Here is a 19,079-nt window from a genome sequence, read left to right on the forward strand (position 1 = left end):
CCGCCCCGGCCACCGGCTCAGGCAGGCGCGTCCGCCCCGTCCGCGACACACACGAAGATCGCCGTCCCCGGAATCAGACGCCCGCGCAGCGGCGACCAGCCGCCCCACTCCTGGCTGTTGTCTTCCGGCCATTCCGGTTCCACGAGGTCCACCAGCCGGAACCCGGCCGCCACCACGTCCCGCACCCGGTCGCCCAGCGTCCGGTGGTGCTCGACGTACACCGCCCGGCCCCTCTCGTCCTGCTCCACGTACGGCGTGCGGTCGAAGTAGGACGCCGCCACCGACAGCCCCTCGGGCCCCGGCTCGTCGGGGAAGGCCCAGCGGATGGGGTGGGTGACGGAGAAGACGAACCGGCCGCCCGGCCGCAGCACCCGGCGGACCTCGCGCAGCACCCGCACCGGATCGGCGACGAACGGCAGTGCGCCGTACGCGGAGCAGGCGAGGTCGAAGCTGCCGTCCCGGAACGGCAGCGCCCCGGCGTCCGCCTCCACCAGTGCGGTGGCGTCGTCGCCCGTCGCTTCGGAGATCCGCAGCGCGTGCTGCAGTTGCCGGTGGGAGAGGTCCAGCGCCACCGGGAGCGCGCCCTGCGCCGCCAGCCAGCGGGAGCACTGCGCCGCGCCGGCCCCGATCTCCAGGATCCGCTGCCCCTTCAGCCCGCCGGCGGGCCCCAGCAGTGCGGCCTCCGCCTCGTCGAGCCCCTCAGGGCCCCAGACGAACCGGTCGTCCCCCAGGAACGCGCCGTGCTCGCTCTGGTACTCGTCCGCGTTGCGGTCCCACCAGCCCCGGTTGGCGCGGCTGCTCTCGGTGTCCGAGGCGTCACGTCGGGTCGCCTCCGGCTCGTGCTCTTGGTTCATCGCGCCCGTCGTCGTAGTCTTCGCTCTGCTTGTAGCTGCAGGGGACTGTGAGGCCGTTCGACCTCGCGGAACACCGCGTGCGCCGGATATGGGGCGTTCTGTCCCGGGTGTGCGCGTTCGCGCATTGACCGTGTCCGGCTGCCCCCGTATGCTACAAGTTGCGCTGCGGGCTTGCGCGCCTCAGACGGAGCAGGCCGCGCTCGCATCTGTATGTACCCCTCGGTTTTGAGGCGTTCCGGATCGTTCCGAGTGCTACGGCATTCACGGACCTCCGGGGAGAACGTCTCTGACACTGTCCGGCTTATGCAGAGGCGATACGGGCTCTCGGCGTAGCAGTACCTACGACTTCAATGTCCGTACCGGAGCCCTTTCCCACATGACGAGCAGCACCGAGACCACCGCCACCACCCCGCAGGTTGCGGTCAACGACATCGGTAACGAGGAAGCCTTCCTCGCCGCGATCGACGAGACGATCAAGTACTTCAACGACGGCGACATCGTCGACGGCGTCATCGTGAAGGTCGACCGGGACGAGGTCCTGCTCGACATCGGTTACAAGACCGAAGGCGTCATCCCGAGCCGTGAGCTCTCGATCAAGCACGACGTCGACCCCAATGAGGTCGTCGCCGTCGGTGACGAGATCGAGGCCCTCGTCCTCCAGAAGGAGGACAAGGAAGGCCGCCTGATCCTCTCGAAGAAGCGCGCCCAGTACGAGCGGGCCTGGGGCACCATCGAGAAGATCAAGGAAGAGGACGGGATCGTCACCGGTACCGTCATCGAGGTCGTCAAGGGTGGTCTCATCCTCGACATCGGCCTCCGTGGCTTCCTCCCGGCCTCCCTGGTCGAGATGCGCCGCGTCCGCGACCTTCAGCCCTACGTGGGCAAGGAGCTCGAGGCCAAGATCATCGAGCTGGACAAGAACCGCAACAACGTGGTCCTGTCCCGCCGTGCCTGGCTGGAGCAGACCCAGAGCGAGGTCCGCCAGACCTTCCTCACCACCCTCCAGAAGGGCCAGGTGCGCTCGGGCGTCGTCTCCTCCATCGTCAACTTCGGTGCCTTCGTGGACCTGGGCGGCGTCGACGGTCTCGTCCACGTCTCCGAGCTGTCCTGGAAGCACATCGACCACCCGTCCGAGGTCGTCGAGGTCGGCCAGGAGGTCACGGTCGAGGTCCTGGACGTCGACATGGACCGCGAGCGCGTGTCCCTGTCGCTCAAGGCGACCCAGGAAGACCCGTGGCAGCAGTTCGCCCGGACCCACCAGATCGGTCAGGTCGTCCCGGGTAAGGTCACCAAGCTCGTTCCCTTCGGTGCGTTCGTGCGCGTCGACGAGGGCATCGAGGGCCTGGTCCACATCTCCGAGCTGGCCGAGCGCCACGTCGAGATCCCGGAGCAGGTCGTCCAGGTCAACGACGAGATCTTCGTCAAGGTCATCGACATCGACCTCGAGCGCCGCCGCATCAGCCTCTCGCTGAAGCAGGCCAACGAGTCCTTCGGTGCCGACCCGTCGGCGGTCGAGTTCGACCCGACCCTGTACGGCATGGCCGCGTCCTACGACGACCAGGGCAACTACATCTACCCCGAGGGCTTCGACCCGGAGACCAACGACTGGCTGGAGGGCTACGAGGCCCAGCGCGAGGCGTGGGAGAACCAGTACGCCGAGGCGCAGCAGCGCTTCGAGCAGCACCAGGCCCAGGTCATCAAGTCCCGCGAGGCCGACGAGCAGGCTGCGGCCGAGGGCGCTGCGGCGCCGGCGGCGCAGGGTGGCGGCCAGGCCGGCGGCGGCAACGCCGGTGGCGGCTCGTACTCCTCGGAGTCGGCGGACAACTCCGGCGCCCTGGCGTCGGACGAGGCCCTCGCCGCGCTCCGCGAGAAGCTGGCCGGCGGCCAGAGCTGAGCTCTTGCCGACAGGCAGCGATGCGCTGCTAGGCACTAGCCGATAGGCGAAGGCCCGTTCCCCTCCGGGGGAGCGGGCCTTTGTCGTGTCTGGGGCCGGGCGGGGGGCCGGGTAGGGGGCCGGACGGGGCCGGGACTGGGCTGGGGCTGGACTGGGACTGCCGTCCTTGCCGGTGCTGCGGATGGGACGGTCGAGTGCCCGATGACGCCGTTCTTGCTGGACTTGGGGAAGTGCACACCTTCCATGTCTAGGCCGTGCAGGCGCGTTGAAGCTGGTGCCGTAGGTGCCGTCGGCGAGCTGAAACCGGCCACCTGGCTTCGCGGTCATGAGTGCGTCCCTGAGCTGCGCGGACGTTGATACGTCGATGAACCGGGCCGGGGAGGCGGGAGTTCCGATGGGAGCGTCGGTGGTGGCTGCTGTGGTCGAGGTGACCAAGGTGGTCGAGGTGGCCGGTGGGAGGCGAGGGGTGGGGATGTGGGGGTGGGACGCGTCAAGGCTTCAGGTGGTGGCGGGTGAGAGTGAGGTGAGGGGCGAACTGCTTTTGGCTGCGGGGGAGTTGGGTTCATGTCCTTGGAGTGGGAGCGGGACGTGTGCTCCTGGCCCTGGTGAGAGGCGGGCTTCCGGCGCTGGCGGGAGGCGGTCGCCTGGGCCTGGAGGGGGCCGTGTCCGGCGCGATGGAGAGTGTCCGGAAAGGGACGGGGTCATATCCGGCACCGGGAATGCCTGGGGTCGACCGCGCGTTGGCGTTCATGAGAACGAGGAGGAGCGGTCACTGTGTTGGATCCCCAGAGTTTGTACGCATGGGAGCCGAGCGGGCTCGCGGAGGTCGAGGCGATCGCCTCCAGGGACTCCGCTGGTCTCGTGCTGCTGTACCACTTCGACGGCTATATCGACGCCGGTGAGACGGGCGACCAGATCGTCCGACGGCTGCTCGACGGCCTGCCGAACGAAGTCGTGGCCCGCTTCGATCATGACCGCCTCGTCGACTACCGCGCCCGGCGCCCGCTGCTCACCTTCGAGCGCAACCGCTGGACCGCCTACGAGGCCCCGGGCATCGAGCTGCGGCTGGTGCGGGACACCACCGACGCGCCGTTCCTGCTGCTGTCCGGGCCCGAGCCGGATGTCGAATGGGAGCGCTTCGCCGCCGCAGTGAAGGAGATGGTGGAGCGGCTCGGTGTGCGTCTCTCGGTGAACTTCCACGGCATCCCCATGGGCGTTCCGCACACCCGTCCCGTCGGCATCACCCCGCACGGCAACCGCACGGACCTGATGCCCGGACACGCCAGCTTCTTCGACGAGGCCCAGGTCCCCGGCAGCGCGGAGGCGCTGATCGAGTACCGGCTCGCCGAGGCGGGGCACGACGTACTGGGCGTGGCGGCGCATGTGCCGCACTACATCGCCCGGTCCGCGTATCCGGACGCCGCGCTGACGGCCCTGGAGGCGGTGACCGCCGCGACCGGCCTGGTGCTCCCCGGTGCGGCGCATTCGCTGCGGACGGAGGCGCTGCGGACGCAGGAGGAGATCGAACGGCAGATCTCAGAGGGCGACGAGGAGCTGGTGGCGCTGGTCAGCGGGCTGGAGCATCAGTACGACGCGGTCGCCGGTGCGGAGACCCGGGGGAATCTGGTCGCCGAACCGGTGGAGCTCCCGTCGGCGGACGAGATCGGCAGGGAGTTCGAACGCTTCCTGGCGGAGCGGGAGGGCGACGGCGGGGGCGGCGTCTGAGCCGGGGCCGCCGCCTCCTGCGCGCCGGCCACCGCGGTGCACCGTATAGCGTGGGCCCATGGTGAAGGTGGGGCTGACCGGTGGTATCGGCGCGGGCAAGAGCGAGGTGTCGCGGTTGCTGGCGTCGTACGGCGCGGTGATCGTGGACGCGGACAAGATCGCACGCGAGGTCGTGGAGCCGGGTACGCCCGGCCTGGCGGCGGTGGTCGAGGAGTTCGGCGACGGTGTGCTCACACCGGACGGCACACTGGACCGGCCGAAGCTGGGCGGGATCGTCTTTGCCGACCCCGAGAAGCTGAAGGCGCTGAACGCCCTCGTGCACCCGCTGGTCGGCGCCCGATCGGCCGAACTCGAGGCATCCGCGGGGCCGGACGCGGTGGTGGTGCACGATGTTCCGCTGCTGACGGAGAACGGACTGGCGCCGCTGTACGACCAGGTGGTCGTCGTCGACGCCGCCCCGCAGACCCAGCTGGACCGCCTGATGCGGCTGCGCGGCATGACCGAGGACGAGGCGAAGTCCCGGATGGCGGCCCAGGCGACCCGTGAGCAGCGGCTGGCGATCGCGGATCTCGTCATCGACAACGACGGACCGCTGGAGGCCCTGGAACCGCAGGTCCGCGCGGTATGGGAGCGCCTGCGGGGCGCCTGAGCCCGGACGGTACCCTCACCGCCATGACTCCTCCTTCCGATCTCGACGCCGGGACCCCTGGCGCAGCGCCCGCCGCCCCTCCGGAGACCGGCTCCGCCAACGGCGGTTCGGCCCCCGCGTCTTTCGTCGTGAACATCCCCGGCGTCGCGGACACGGATCTGGAGCCGGAACCGCTCGACCCCTCACAGATCGTCTCCGGCGAGCCGCAGGTGACCGGCAAGGTGCTCTGGGAGTCGCCGGACGGCCGGCAGCTCCGGGGAATCTGGCAGATCACGCCCGGCGTGGTGACGGACACCGAGGCCAATGAGCTGTTCGTGGTCGTCAGCGGACGCGCCACGATCGAGGTCGAGGACGGTCCGGTACTCGAGGTGGGGCCGGGTGACGCCTGCGTGCTGCGCGAGGGCGACCGTACGCGGTGGACCGTGCACGAGACGCTGCGCAAGGCCTACCACATCAGCCTTTAGTCCAGGCTGCTCGCAGGCGGTCGCCCCGGCCGGTTGAGGCCGCACCGGCCGGGGAATGCCGCGACCGACGGGGTTGTTGTGCCGCAGGTGACGCCGTACGGCCCGTGGCTGCCTCATGCCCCGATGGCGGCGGCAACGCGAGAGGAGCAATCCGTGCCCGAGAGCAGCCCCGAGACGCATGTCATCGACTTCCGTGCCGCGGAGCAGCTGTTGGCGGCCCGCGACCCACGTGGCGCGATCCGGCTGCTGGACTCGGTCATCACCGCACACCCGGAGAACACCGCGGCCCGACTGCTGCGCGCCCGCGCTTTCTTCCTCGCCGCCCAACTGCGCCCGGCGGAACTCGAGTTCCAGATAGTGCTGGAGCGTGAACCGGACAACGCCTTCGCTCATTTCGCACTGGGCCGCACCCTGGAGCGCGCCAACCGCCCGGACGAGGCACTGCGCCACTTCCGCCTGGCGGCCGCCCTCGAGCCGCGCCCGGAGTTTCTCCAGGCCGCCCGCTTCGCACGCGATGACACGGGCAGCGGCGAACTCGCTCCCTGAGGAGAGGGGGCTGAGGACGCGGGACGAACCGGCGAGGGAAAGACGGCTCGGGAGCAGACGGCACGGCGCGGGACGGGACAGGGAGAGGGCGAGGCGCGGACGGCGGCACGGGGAAGGGCGGTACGGGTGAGCGAGACACGGGCGGTGGCACGGGGAGAAAACGGCACGGCGGAGCGAGACAGGGAAGGCAGCTGCGCTGGAACCGTGATCGCGGCCCAGGAGAGCGCCTACGGTCTGGTGTCGCGCCGGCGGCCGGTGTCCCTGCGTATCCCGAACGCTTCGTTGCGGCCCCGGTCAGGCTCGTAGGGCGGTATCTCCTTGCCCGGTTGGTAGTGCGGCCCCTGGTGGATGTGGCGGATCACCATGGCCAGGTCCATGACCGCCACCATGGCCACGGCGGCGCACGCCGCCGCCCATGCCGGGCGACCGACGTTGACGAAGGCCACGGCTCCGGCGACGGCGCACAGCAGCCCCCACAGCGCCAGCCCGCAGCGCATCCTCAGCGGGCTGCGTGCGTGCAGCGGCTCATCTCCCGAACGCATCGGCACCCATCTCCCACCTCCAGGATCCTCCCGATCGGCGCGACAGTCACCTGTCTCTTCCTTCCCTTGGTCCGCTGGTCCGCCCTCTCCCTTCATTCGCCGCTGCGGCAGGGGTCGCCGGCGGGGTGGCTGTTGATCCAGGACAGCCCGCCGATGTCGAGTAGCGACCGGGCACGGGTCACCGCGACATACGCCAGGCGCGCCTCGTCGATATCGATCGGCCCGGGGACGGGTGCTCCGTCCTCATCGCGTTCGTCGAGATCGTCGGGGCCCGTGAAGTCGTCCGCGATGCGCACGCTCGCCCACTCCCGTCCTTTGGCCCGGTGCGCCGTGGACACCGTCACCTCGGCGGTATCTTCGGGCGCGAGCCGGTCCAGCGCCCGGAGCACCGCTTCCGTGCCGTGCTCGTCGACGAGTTCCACCAGCGGCATCAGATCCCGTCCGGCGGGGTCGAACTCCGCGTATTCACGCAGCTCCGCCCAGGTTTCGAAGAGCATCAGCTCGGGATGGGCGGTGCGGCGCCCGGCTTCGAGGTCGTGCACGGCGCGGGCGAGCGCGCTCAGCGCCTCTCCGCCTCCTGCCAGCGCGACCCGGCGGCCCGCCTCCAGCTGCCGTATCACCTCCACCATCGCCCCCACGTTCGTCCGGCACAGAATCGCGTCCGGGGCACGGACCCTGCGCAACTCCGTATCCAGGCAGGGTGAACCCGTGAGCCGGATCGGTGCGCCGACGATCGTCAGCCAGCGGTTGGCCTCGGCGGCAAGCGCCGGTCCGAAGCGGAAGGAGCGGGAGAGGCTGAGCTGTCTGCCGTCGAACCCGGACATCACATCGCGCGCCCCGCGCCAGCCGTAGATCGCCTGAGCGGAGTCCCCGACCAGCACCAGCTGTGCGCGGTCGCGCTGAGCCGTGAAGACCTGCTCGACGACGGGGTTGGTGTCCTGCGCCTCGTCCAGCAGCAGGAAGTCCGCCCGGATGACGGGGTCGCTCAGCGCCCACATCTTCAGGTAGTGGTCGTGTTCGAAGCGGACGACGCCGTGGTCCGGGTGCTGGAGATCGGCCCAGGCCTTGCGCGCGTACGGCAGAACGAGGTCGGCGAGTTGGGCCTGGAGCGGCTCGGATTCGGCGCCGCGTAACGGCGGGACATGGTGGGGAGCGATCTCGCGGTCGGCCGACTGGCAGAAGCGGGTGACGGTGCGCAGCACCGTATGGGAGAGCGCCCTGTTACTGACCTTGCGTGCTCCGATGCGTACGGACATCCCGTCGTCGATGCCCAGGGCCGCGCCCGTGCGCCAGCCTGCTTGCCGAGGGGCGTTCATCCGTGCCTGGTAGTGCTTGCCCACGGCGGTGTACGCGAGGGCGTGGGCGGTGCCGCAGGCCACCTCGTCGGGGAATTCCCGGGCGGCGTGGCGCGCGACGGCTCTGTTGAAGGCGATGTACCGGCCGTGCCGGCCTTGGCGCCGCGCGGAGTGCGCGAGCAGCGCGAGCGTTGTCGTCTTTCCTGTGCCGGCACCGGCCTGGATGACGAGATGGGAGCCGGTCGGAAAGGCCTCCGCCGCGGCGGTCTGTTCGGGAGTAGGGGTGTGCATGGCGCTCCTCACCGAGGTCATATCGTTACGGAGAGTGATCTCGATTACTTACTGTAATCGAGCTCGGCGTGAGCGCAAGAGGCTTTCTGCGGCCTGTGGATAAGTCCGGCTCTGCGCGCCGGGGCGCGGCGGGAGCGGCACGCGTTGTCAGTGCCGTCTGCTTCCCTGGTCATCACGCATTCCTGGTCATCACGCACAGGCCGCTGCGGCGGCTTGAGCGCGAGGCAGGCGGCTCGGGGAGGTGTCGTGCGTACGACCGTAGACTCGCAGGTCGGGCACGCAGGGGCAGCCCGGGTGCGGCCGGCCCGGCAGACGCCGTGGCCGGCAGCGAAGGATCAAACGAAGGATCAGACGTCAGGGGACGGTATGACGAAGCGGTGGGAGGGCGGCGGACACCCCGCCGTGGCCGGCTGTGCCGCGGTCTTCCTGCCCGCCCAGCCGCCGCGCGCCGGGAAGATCGCTCTCTGGCGGCCCGACGGCGGTCCGCTCCCGGATGCCGGCACCGGAGGAGGCGGGGCGGCGGCACCGGTCAAGGACGGGGCCCTGGAGCCGACGCAGCTGACCGTTGCCCGTCGGCACGGCAACGGCGCCCGCAGCCGCACCGTTCCCGCTCTGCTGCTCCCGCTGGCCGAGGCCATGCCACTGCTGGTCCGCGCCCGGCACGACCCGGCCGCCGACCCGGCCGCCGCCTGCTGGGGCGCGGCCACCCTGCACGCACTGCACCTCGCAGCACGGGGCAGACTGCTGCCGGGCCTGACCGCCGACGACACCGACGCCTGGCGCGCCGGTCCCCTCGACCCTGAGGACATCGCCCACCTCAGGGCCATCGCCGCTGCCATGCCCGCCGAGGCATACCCCGTGCCCCTCCCCGGCAGCCGACCGCTCCGGTTGCACGACCCCGCGGCCCTGGTGCGGCTCTATGTGGACGCGGTCGCCGACACGCTGCCGCGCACCCCCGCCGCCGGACTGGTGGCCGGTGCCCCGTTCGCCGCGAGGGAGCCGCAGCAGCTTCCCGGCGCGCGGGAATGGGCCGCCGAGGTCGCGGCGGGCGTCGACGCCGGGGTGCGGCTCTCACTGCGTCTGGACCTCGCACCGCACCAGCTCTTCGACAGGCGGGAGGAGAACGGGGCGGGCGAGGCCGAGGAGCCCAGTGCCGCGGCCGCCGTCCTGCAGGTGCACAGCCTCACCGATCCGACCCTGGTGGCCGACGCCCGCGCCCTGTGGGAGGGCGAGGGCCCCGATCACTTCGGGCCGCGCTCCCGCATCGACACACTGCTCGCGCTGCGCCGTGCCGCCCGCGTATGGGCCCCGCTCACCCGCCTCCTGGAGCGGCCGGTCCCCGATGTGCTTCCCCTCGGTGAGGACGAGTTGTCCGAGCTGCTGGGGGAGGCGGCGCCCCGTCTGGGGGCCGCGGGGGTGGCCGTCCACTGGCCCAGGGAGCTGGCCCGCGGACTGACCGCGGCGGCGGTGCTGCGCCCGGCGCCCGGCTCCGCCGCGGACGGCTTCGGCTTCTTCGACACCCGTGAACTGCTGCAGTTCCGCTGGCAGATGGCGCTGGACGGGGCGCCGCTCACGGAGGCGGAAATGGACGCCCTGGCCGAGGCGCACCGGCCCGTGGTGCGGCTCCGGGACCAGTGGGTCCTGGTCGACCCGGGGCTCGTCCGCAAGGCCCGTAAACGCGAACTGGGATACCTGGAGCCGGTCGATGCCCTGGCCGCGACGCTCCACGGCACGACGGAGGTGGAGGGCGAAGAGGTCGAGGTGGTGCCACTCGGAGCGCTCGCCGCGCTGCGCGCCCGCCTCGCCACCCCGGCGCGCCCGCTGCCCCAGCCGCCCGGACTGCAGGCGACCCTCCGCGACTACCAACTACGGGGCATGGCCTGGCTCGACACCATGACCTCGACCGGCCTCGGCGGCTGCCTCGCCGACGACATGGGCCTGGGAAAGACCGTCACCGTCATCGCGCTCCACCAGCACCGGCGGCCCACCGACCCCGTCCTCGTGGTCTGCCCCGCCTCCCTCCTCGGCAACTGGCAGCGCGAGATCGAGCGCTTCGCCCCCGGCACGCCCGTACGCCGCTTCCACGGCACCGGCCGCAGCCTCGACGGCCTGGACGGCGGCTTCGTGCTGACGACGTACGGGACGATGCGCAGCAGCGCCGCCCGACTGGCCGCCAGGCGCTGGGCATGGGTCGTCGCCGACGAGGCGCAGCATGTGAAGAACCCCGGCTCCTCGACGGCCAAGGCGCTGCGCAGCATCAAGGCCCCCGCCCGGATCGCCCTCACCGGCACGCCCGTGGAGAACAACCTCTCCGAGCTGTGGGCCCTCCTGGACTGGACGACCCCCGGGCTCCTCGGCCCCCTCAAGACGTTCCGCGCGCTGCACGCCCGCGAGGTCGAGGGAGGTGAGACCCCGGAGGCGGCCGAGCGGCTCGCGAGGCTGGTGCGCCCGTTCATCCTGCGCCGCAAGAAGTCCGACCCCGGCATCGCGCCCGAACTCCCGCCCAAGACCGAGACCGACCACCCGGTGGCGCTGGGGCGCGAACAGGCCGCGCTCTATCAGGCCGTTGTCCGCGAGACGCTCACCCGGATCGAGTCCGCCGAGGGTATCGCGCGCCGCGGCCTGGTCATGAAACTGCTCACCGCCCTCAAGCAGATCTGCAATCACCCCGCGCAGTACCTCAAGGAGGCCGCCCCGGGCCTGGCCGCCCGCTCGGGGAAGCTCGAACTCCTCGACGAACTCCTGGACACCATCCTCGCCGAGGGCGGCGCCACATTGATCTTCACCCAGTACGTGAGCATGGCGCGGCTGCTCGAACGGCACCTCGCCACCCGGGGCATCCCCACCCAGCTGCTGCACGGCGGCAGCCCCGTCGCCGAACGGGAGAAGATGGTCGACCGCTTCCAGACCGGGCAGGCCCCCGTCTTCCTGCTGTCCCTGAAGGCGGCCGGCACCGGTCTGAACCTCACCCGCGCGGGCCATGTGATCCACTACGACCGCTGGTGGAACCCCGCGGTGGAGGAACAGGCCACCGACCGCGCCTACCGCATCGGCCAGACCCAGCCCGTCCAGGTCCACCGGCTGATCGCCGAGGGCACCGTCGAGGACAACATCGCCCAACTCCTCAACGCCAAACGGGCGCTCGCCGACGCGGTGCTCTCCGGTGGGGAGACCGCGCTGACCGAACTCTCCGATGCGGAGCTGGCCGATCTCGTGTCCCTCAGGAGGCCGGCATGACCCCCCGCCCCACCACCCGCCGCGCCGCCGCGGCCGACCAGCTGGCCCGCGCGGACCGTACCCGCACCTTCCCGCCTCTGCCGGCCCGGCCCGGTGCCCGCGGGCTGTTCGCCGAGTCCTGGTGGGGCAGCGCCTGGCTGGACGCGCTGGAGACCACCGCCCTCGACGGCGCACGGCTCGCCCGCGGCCGGACCTACGCCCGCGACGGTCACGTCGACACCATCAACGTGACACCGGGCCGCATCGTCGCCACCGTACGCGGCAGCAAGCCCCGCCCCTACAGCGCCGAAATCCGCCTCAGAACCCTCACCCAGCAGGAGTGGGACGCCCTCCTGGACGCGATCGCCGCGGAACCCACTCAGCTGACCGCCCTGCTGGCGAAGAAACTGCCCAGCGCACTGGCCGCAGGCGAGGTGCGCCTGCTGCCGGGACCGGGCGACCTCGTCCCCCGGTGCTCGTGCCCTGACGTCGGCAGGCCGTGCAAACACGCCGCCGCGCTCTGCTTCCAGGTGGCCAGACTCCTCGACGCGGACCCGTTCGTCCTGCTGCTGATGCGCGGCCGCGGCGAACGCGAACTCCTCGACGAACTCTCCCGCCGCAACGCCGCTCTGACCGCCCGTGAAGCCCGCGCGCACACCCCCGCCACCGTGTCGGTGCCCGGCGGCCAGGAGCCCCAACGCCCCGCGCGAGCGGATGCCCTGACGCCTGCCGCCATGACGGCCCCCGGCGCGCCCGGAGAGCCCTCGACGCCGAAGACGCCCGCACCGCCCGGTGTGCTCGCCCGCGCGGCCCTCGCCGACCGCCCCCGGCCGCCGCTGCCACCGCCCCTGCCGGCGCCACCGCAACCGGGCCGCCCGCCTGCCCTGCCGGACGGCGACGCCCTCCCCTTCGACCCCGCCACCCTGGAATTCCTGGCCGCCGACGCCGCGGCCCGCGCCCACGCCTGCGTCACCGCCGCCGGATCGCCGGGCCCCGGCGGCGGGCGGCCGGCGGTCCACGGCCCGTTCCCGGAACTGCCCCCGTGGGAAGACGCCGTCCGCCTGGCCGCAACCGCCCACCCCACGGCCGGGCTGACCGCCACCACCCGGGCCCTCTACCGCGACCTCGCGGCCGCGACCGGCCGTACGGCCACGGACGTGGCCCGCTCCGTCGCCGCCTGGCGGCAGGGCGGCCCCGAAGGCCTCGCCCTCCTCGACACGACCTGGAACCCTCCGGCCGGGGACTTCGACCGGGCCCGCAGCGCCCTCCTGGCCGCGGACCTCCCCGCCCTGCGCCCCCGCCACAACCACCTCACCGACCCGGACCGCGGCATCCAGCTCCGCTTCGGCCGCGACAACCGCTGGTACCCCTACGAATCCGAACCAGGCGCGGAGGACTGGTGGCCCACCGGACCAGCGGACCGCGACCCCGTAGGCGCCCTCACCACCCTGCTCGCGCGATGACTAACCTCAAGGCCGTGGAAGGCCTCGACACACTCACCCGATCCCTCGCCCAGCGCACCCCCGAGCAGCTCGCCGCGCTCCTCACCCGCCATGCCGAGCCGCTCGCCCGCCGCCCCGCCCCCACCGAACTGCGCGGCCTTGCTGGCGCGTTGTGGTCCTACGAAACCCTCCACCACCTGGTGCTGCACCTCGATCACCCGCGCCTGCAGGTGCTCGCCACCACCGCCCGCCTCAGCCAGGAGCGCGCCGCGCGCGACGCCCCCGGCCCCGCCGCCCCTGCCCCGGGCGCCGACTACCAGTCCCTGATGGCACACCGCCTGTCCTTCGCGCAACTGGCCACCGCCCCCCTCCCGCCTGAGGACGTCTTCACCGCCCTCGGCGCCACCGGTACCGCGCGCACCGCCGCCGAAGCCGCCCTGCGCGCCCTCTACGACGACGGACTGGCCGCCCCGGCCGAGGACGGCTGCATCGTCGTCCCGCCGCGCACCCCGCAACTCCTGGCCGCCCACGACCTCGGCCCGTTCCTGGCGCAGGCCCCGCGCCTGGTCCCGGACGACACCGCCGACCCCGGAATGCCCGCCGCAGCGGTCCCCGCGACCTCGCTGCACGACGAGTCCCGGGCCGCAGCGGCGACCCTCGCCGCCACCGTGGAGCGCCTGCTGGGCTCCCTGGCGACGCAGCCCGCCGCCCTGCGCAAGTCGGGCGGCCTGGCCGTACGGGAGATCAAACGGCTCGCCAAGGCGGCCGGCGCCTCCGAGCCGCACACCCGGCTCCTCCTCGACCTCGCCCTCGCCGCCGACCTGATCGCGCTGACCCGTACCCCGGCCGGTATCACCGCCCTGCCCACCAGCGCCTATGACGTATGGCTGGGCAGCCCGCCGGGCCGGCGCCTGGCCCCCGTCCTGGCCGCCTGGTCCGCCCTGTGGGCCGTGCCCACCCACACGCCGTTCGGCGAGACCCCCACGGCGCTGGTCCGTGGCCACGACCGGCACGCGCCCGCCCTCCGGCACGCCCTCCTCGCCGCCCTGGACACCGTCCCCCTCGGCGCCGGAGCCCCTCTGCCGCCCCTGCCGCACGCGCCCTCACCCGGGCCGGAGCCCGCACGGCCCGCTCACGACGCCCTGCGCAACCTCCTGCGGGCAGCGGACTGGCACCGTCCCCTCGCCGTCACCCAGCAGCCGATGGCCGAGGAACGCGCCGCACACACCCTCCACGAAGCTGCCTACCTGGGCCTGGTCGCCCACGGCACCCTTACCCCCCTCGGCCGGGCGCTGCTCACCGACCCGCGGTCCCTCGACGAGCCGCTCGGCGACCTGCTCCCGCCCCTGCTCGAACAGGCCCACTTCCAGGCCGATCTGACCGCGGTGGTGCCCGGCCGCCCCGCCGCCGAGCTCGCCGGGCTGCTCGCCTCCGCTGCCGACCGCGAGTCCGAAGGGCACGCCGTGACCTGGCGGTTCACCCCCGCCTCCGTACGTCGCGCGCTGGATGCCGGCCACGCCGCCGACGCTCTCCTCGGCGACCTCGCGCGAGCCTCGGCGACCGGCACCCTGCCGCAGCCACTGCGCTACCTCGTCCAGGACGCCGCCCGCGCCCACGGCAGGATGCGCGTCCTGCCCGCCGCCTGCTGCATCCGCTCCGACGATGAAACCCTCGTCAAGGAGCTGGCCGCCCACCGCGCCCTGCGCGGCCTCGCGCTCCGCGCCATCGCCCCGACCGTCCTGGTCAGCGGCAGCCCGCCGGCCGCCACCCTGGACGCCCTGCGCGCCGCGGGCTACGCACCGGCCCTGGAATCCGACACCGGCACCACCACCGTCGAACGCCTCCCCGCCCACCGCGCCAAGGCGTCCGCCCCCGCCCGGGATCCGCACGCACCGCTCGCCCTCGCCCGCCGCCTCCTGGGCCTGCCGCCGGAACCCCGGGAGGCCGCGGAATCCAGCGGCGTGTGAGAGGCGCGGCCGCGTTGTCAGTGCCGTCAAGTAGCGTTCTGGATACGCGGAGTCGATCCGGCAGTCCGAGCAGATCGACCGGCCGTGGGGGGAGGACGAGGTCGCGTGGAGGAGCACGGGATGGACGGCGAGGGGGACGCCAGTGTGAAGGGCGTACGGAACGAGTTCGACGGCAGCGCGTACGGGCCGGTGGTGCAGGCCGGGACGATCCACGGCGGTGTGCACTTCGAGGTGAAGCGCCCCGAGGTTCCGGTGCCGCGGCAGGTGCCGGCCGGAGTCGCCCGGTTCGTCGACCGTGAACCGGTGATCGAGGCCATCGACGGCTGGGTGGGCGAGAACGGCGGGGTGGCCGTGCTCAGCGGCCTGCCGGGAGTGGGCAAGAGCGCGACGGCGCACAGATGGGCGCAGGGAAAGCGCGGCCGGTTCCCCGGTGGTGAGTTCTATGTCGACTTCGCCGAGCTGCGGGCGCAGGTGGGCGGTGACGTCTCGGCCGGAGTGAGCCGCTGCCTGCGGGCGATGGGAGTCGAGGACCAGTACCTGCCGGGCACGCTCGGCGAGTTGACCGGAATGTTCCGCAGCCGGACGGCCGACGAGCGGGTGCTGGTGGTCCTGGACGACGTCACCGAGCCGGCGCAGGTACGGGCGCTGATCCCGGGCGCACCCGGGAGCGTCGTGCTCGCGACGAGCCAGGGCAGACTCGGTGAACTGCTGCCCCTGGCGCGCCTGCTGCCGCTGGAACCCCTCACCGGCGCACATGGCCTGCAGCTGCTCAAGGACCTGTGCGGAGAAGACCGCGTCATGGCGGGCGGGGCGGCCGAGGCCGAGCGGATCGTCGCGAGCTGCGGCGGGCTGCCCGTGGCGCTGCATGTGGCCGCCGCGAGGCTGGTGACGCACCCGGGGTTGTCGGTCGAGGCGTTCGCCGATGAACTGGCCGCTGACGAGAGCCGATTGAATGCCTTGCGCACGGGAGGGGAGCGAGTGGTGACGGCGGTTTTCGCGGTGGCGTATGCCGGGTTGTCCGAAGAGACCGCACGGCTGTATCGGGTGCTGGGCCTGTATCCCGGGCGCCGGTGGGACGCGGAGACGGCCGCCGCCGCTGCCGGAACGACGGTTCCTCAGGCGACCGAGCAGCTCGAAGCCCTGGAGACCGCGAGCCTGGTCACGGTGGCGGCGGACGGACGGTACGACTTCCACGACCTGGTGCGGCTGCACGCCAGGGAGCAGGCGGTCAAGGAGGAGGCGGAGACCGAGCGCACCGCCGTCGTACGCCGGGTGGTGGACCATCTGCTCACCCGCGCCGCGCACGCGGACCTGGCCGTCATGGGGCGCCGGATGCGCATCGGACAGTACGTCGAGCGCTTGGAGGAGAACGACCGGCGAGCCGGCTTCCGGGACCGTCAGCAGGCGCTGGAGTGGCTGGACGCCTGGCGCGGCGAACTGCTGTCCGTCCAGCGGGCCGCCGCGGACCACCAGTGGCATCGCCGGGCCTGGGAGCTGGCCGAGGCGCTGACCGCGCTGTTCCTCAACCGCCGATACGTCAACGACTGGGCCGTGTCCGGGGAGCTCGGCGCCAGGGAGGCCGCTGCGGACGGCAACCCGGCCGCCGAGGCCCGGCTGCGTGCACTGCTCTCGCGTCCGCTGATGGACCGCGACGAGCTGGACCGGGCCCGCCGCGAACTCGAAACGGCCATCGAACGGGCCGACGAATCCGGCCATACGCTGCTGCGAGCCTCCGCCCGCGAGTTCTACGGACGGTACTGGGACCGCTGCGATCCGGGCCGCGCCGTCACGACGTACGAGGAGGCGATGACGCTCTACCGCGCCGCGGGTGATGAGCGCGGTATCGCCATCGGCCGCTACTTCATGGGCTGCGCCCAGCACGCCGTCGGCCGCACCGAGGACGCGCTGGCCACGCTGCAGGACGCCTACGACGGATTCATGGCGATCGACGACCGCCGGATGGGGGCGCGTGCGCTGGCCGCGCTCGGGAGCGTGCAGCGGAAGCGGGGGCGCGTCGATGAGGCGGTCGCGGCCCTGGAGGAGGCCGTGCGGATGCTCCGTGAGCGCGGGGCCGTCCATTACGAGGCCCCGGTGTGCGAGGAGCTGGCCGCGCTGGCCGAAGAGCGTGGCGATCGCGAGCGATGGCGGCAGCTGCTCACCCGGGCGCTGGAGATATATGAGGCGGGCGGCGGCCCGCGCGCCGTCGAGCTGCGCCGCAGGCTGACGGAGGCCGAGGAGGAGCCCGAGTAGCCGGCGGGCGGGGCGAGGTGCCCCGCCCTAGGGCCGGTGGCCGTGTGGCGCAAGCCGCAGTGCGGCGTCCTCGGTGCGGTTGCCGAGGGCGACGGTGACGACGCCGTCCAACGGGCGCTGAGTGCGCAGGAAGGCGTAGACGACACCGGCCAGCACGGTGGGGTCGGTCATCAGGCCGGTGGCGCACACTTCGACCGTGCGGCCGTCGTGCAGCCCGATACGGCAGCCGCGGCCGGCGACGGTGGCGGCGGCGAGCCGACAGCCGGGGGCGTAGCGGGCCAGGGTGTCCTGGATCCACCGGTCGGCGGCGACGACGGTGGGGGCCGGATCGCGGCGGATCAGGACCGATGCGCTCTCCGCCAGCCGCCGGTCCCATTCGTCGTCCGCGCTCGACAGGTGCCGGAAAGGCCCGTCGGGGGCGTCGGTCCGCACGGCGACGGCGAAGGAGTCGACGGCGGCAGGGGTGCGCTCGACGGACACCCGGGTGCCGTCGGGCCCCTCGTCGAGCGAGGTGGTCACGTGGAACGCGGTGACGTCGGCCGGGCGGTCCTGCGGTACGGGAGGTTCCGGTGCCCGGCGCGGGGGCGGCGGACCGGTCGGCTCGGGGAGGCCCACGAGGTCGTAGACGGCGGTCCGGATCAGGTCCAGGGCCCGGCCCGGAGCGGCGAAGGCGCTCTCGCCGAGCTTGCGGAGCCGGGCGACGGTGTCGTCGCCGGTCGAGTCCGGGGCGTTGAGCGCCTGCTCGATCTGCGGCCGGAGCGGGGCGTCGGCGGCGAGCCGGGGTGCGAGGCGTCCCAACTCGGCCATGGGCGTACCGGCCACGGCCTCGTCCTCGCTGAACGCGCCGAGCAGCAAGGGCGTACCCAGCGCGGCACCGTAGAAGGTGACCGACCCGTGGTCACCGATGAGGAGGTCGGCAGCGAGCAGGGTGGCCTGCCAGCCCGCGGTCGGCGGGATGCGCAGCAGCCCGGCCTCGTGGGCGGAGTCGAGGAGGGAACGGATGGTGTGGTCACCGTGAGCGGAGGCGATATTGGGGTGGCTGACCAGAGCGACGGTGTAGTCGTCCCCGGGCAGTTCGGCGAGCAGACGGGCCGGGAGCGCGGGGTCCCGGCCCAGGAGCGAGCCTGCGCGCCAGGTCGAACTCAGCATGATCAGCCGGCTGCCGTCCGGCACTCCCAGCGCGCGTCGGTAGGCGGCGCGCAGATCCCGCCCGTCGAGCAGTGCGTCGTAGCAGGGATCGCCGACGAGAAGGGTGTGGCCGGCGGTGGCGGGGTGGGCGGCGGCCAGCTGGGCGGCCTGGTCCGGGTGCGAGATGGCGAGCCGGGCGCGGCCGCTGCGCAGCAGGGCGTTCGGCACGACCCCGGCGAGCCGGTCCCGGTCGCTCCGGGAGTCCGGGACGACCTTGTGGAAGCCGACACCGTGCGGGAGTACGAGCACGGGGGCGGTGTGGTGTGACACGGCGAGGTCGGCGTTCTCGGTGGCCGTGATGATCAAGTCGGGTGTGATGCGGGCGAATTGGTGCCAGGGCAGGATGCGGGCGCCGGCCGAGCGCAGCAGGGCGTGGACGCCGTCGTTGAACGCGGAGGTGGGGTCGTAGGCGAAGACAAGGGAGACACGGGGGTCATCGCGTAGGACCGGGCGCAGGACGTCGAGGACCCGGACGGTCGAGGTGACGGTGCGCGCCACCGCCACGACGAGGCGTTCGCCGGCGAACGTCAGCCAGCGCTCGGGGTCCGCGCCGACGGGTACCCGCAGCGGGGGTATGAGGCCGTGACTGGTGTCGCGGCCATCGGCGCACGGACAGCCGCACCCGCACCCGCACGCACACGATCCCGCGGACGCGCACGCACAGCCGCTCGCGGCTCGCGGCTCGCGGCTCGCGGCTCGCGGCTCGCGGCTGAACGCAAGAGCGACGAGGAGGGAAAGAGGGTGGTGAGTCGTGGG

The 19,079-nt window shown here is 72.7% G+C and carries 13 protein-coding genes; 9 read left to right on the forward strand and 4 right to left on the reverse strand.

The window, feature by feature from the left end:
- Positions 1-17: 17 nt before the first annotated feature.
- Positions 18-854 (reverse strand): class I SAM-dependent methyltransferase, encoded by an 837-nt coding sequence (locus ACWD6P_RS27995; protein ID WP_451446936.1) that lies wholly within the window; start codon positions 852-854, stop codon positions 18-20.
- 376 nt (positions 855-1,230) lie between these two features.
- On the opposite strand from ACWD6P_RS27995, the gene rpsA reads away from it, so the two are divergent.
- From rpsA to ACWD6P_RS28020, 5 genes are all read left to right on the forward strand, one after another.
- Positions 1,231-2,748, forward strand: a complete 1,518-nt coding sequence (rpsA, locus tag ACWD6P_RS28000) for a 30S ribosomal protein S1 (RefSeq protein ID WP_384437751.1) — start codon at positions 1,231-1,233, stop codon at positions 2,746-2,748.
- A gap of 774 nt (positions 2,749-3,522) precedes the next feature.
- Positions 3,523-4,473, forward strand: coding sequence for a PAC2 family protein (locus tag ACWD6P_RS28005; protein ID WP_451446937.1), 951 nt, complete (start codon positions 3,523-3,525; stop codon positions 4,471-4,473).
- Positions 4,474-4,531: 58 nt separating this feature from the next.
- Positions 4,532-5,122 (forward strand): dephospho-CoA kinase, encoded by a 591-nt coding sequence (gene coaE / locus ACWD6P_RS28010; RefSeq protein ID WP_451446938.1) that lies wholly within the window; start codon positions 4,532-4,534, stop codon positions 5,120-5,122.
- 23 nt (positions 5,123-5,145) lie between these two features.
- Positions 5,146-5,586, forward strand: a complete 441-nt coding sequence (locus ACWD6P_RS28015; protein WP_451446939.1) for a cupin domain-containing protein — start codon at positions 5,146-5,148, stop codon at positions 5,584-5,586.
- A 153-nt stretch (positions 5,587-5,739) separates the two neighbouring features.
- Complete coding sequence (locus ACWD6P_RS28020; RefSeq protein WP_451446940.1) at positions 5,740-6,132, forward strand: tetratricopeptide repeat protein; 393 nt, start codon at positions 5,740-5,742, stop codon at positions 6,130-6,132.
- Positions 6,133-6,359: 227 nt separating this feature from the next.
- On the opposite strand, the gene ACWD6P_RS28025 is transcribed toward ACWD6P_RS28020, so the two are convergent.
- Together ACWD6P_RS28025 and ACWD6P_RS28030 are read right to left on the reverse strand one after the other, a co-directional pair.
- Positions 6,360-6,674 carry a DUF6343 family protein gene (locus ACWD6P_RS28025; protein ID WP_451446941.1) on the reverse strand — a complete coding sequence of 105 codons (315 nt, stop codon included), beginning with the start codon at positions 6,672-6,674 and terminating at the stop codon, positions 6,360-6,362.
- Positions 6,675-6,766: 92 nt separating this feature from the next.
- Positions 6,767-8,260: a UvrD-helicase domain-containing protein gene (locus tag ACWD6P_RS28030; protein WP_451446942.1), complete on the reverse strand. Its 1,494-nt coding sequence runs from the start codon at positions 8,258-8,260 to the stop codon at positions 6,767-6,769.
- A 366-nt stretch (positions 8,261-8,626) separates the two neighbouring features.
- Between ACWD6P_RS28030 and ACWD6P_RS28035 the strand changes: the two genes are divergently transcribed.
- The 4 genes from ACWD6P_RS28035 (at position 8,627) to ACWD6P_RS28050 (ending at position 17,135) form a co-directional block, all read left to right on the forward strand.
- Complete coding sequence (locus ACWD6P_RS28035) at positions 8,627-11,497, forward strand: DEAD/DEAH box helicase (RefSeq protein WP_451446943.1); 2,871 nt, start codon at positions 8,627-8,629, stop codon at positions 11,495-11,497.
- Positions 11,494-12,939, forward strand: a complete 1,446-nt coding sequence (locus ACWD6P_RS28040; RefSeq protein WP_451446944.1) for an SWIM zinc finger family protein — start codon at positions 11,494-11,496, stop codon at positions 12,937-12,939. Before ACWD6P_RS28035 ends, ACWD6P_RS28040 begins: the two co-directional genes overlap by 4 nt.
- Complete coding sequence (locus ACWD6P_RS28045; RefSeq protein ID WP_451446945.1) at positions 12,936-14,885, forward strand: helicase-associated domain-containing protein; 1,950 nt, start codon at positions 12,936-12,938, stop codon at positions 14,883-14,885. The genes ACWD6P_RS28040 and ACWD6P_RS28045 overlap by 4 nt, the downstream gene beginning before the upstream one ends.
- Positions 14,886-14,990: 105 nt before the next feature.
- On the forward strand, positions 14,991-17,135 hold the full coding sequence (locus ACWD6P_RS28050) for a tetratricopeptide repeat protein (RefSeq protein ID WP_451446946.1): 2,145 nt from the start codon (positions 14,991-14,993) through the stop codon (positions 17,133-17,135).
- A gap of 27 nt (positions 17,136-17,162) precedes the next feature.
- Here the strand turns inward: ACWD6P_RS28050 and ACWD6P_RS28055 are convergent, their stop codons facing one another.
- Positions 17,163-18,821, reverse strand: coding sequence for a CDP-glycerol glycerophosphotransferase family protein (locus ACWD6P_RS28055; RefSeq protein WP_451446947.1), 1,659 nt, complete (start codon positions 18,819-18,821; stop codon positions 17,163-17,165).
- Positions 18,822-19,079: the final 258 nt, after the last annotated feature.

The organism is Streptomyces sp. NPDC002446 (assembly GCF_053595675.1).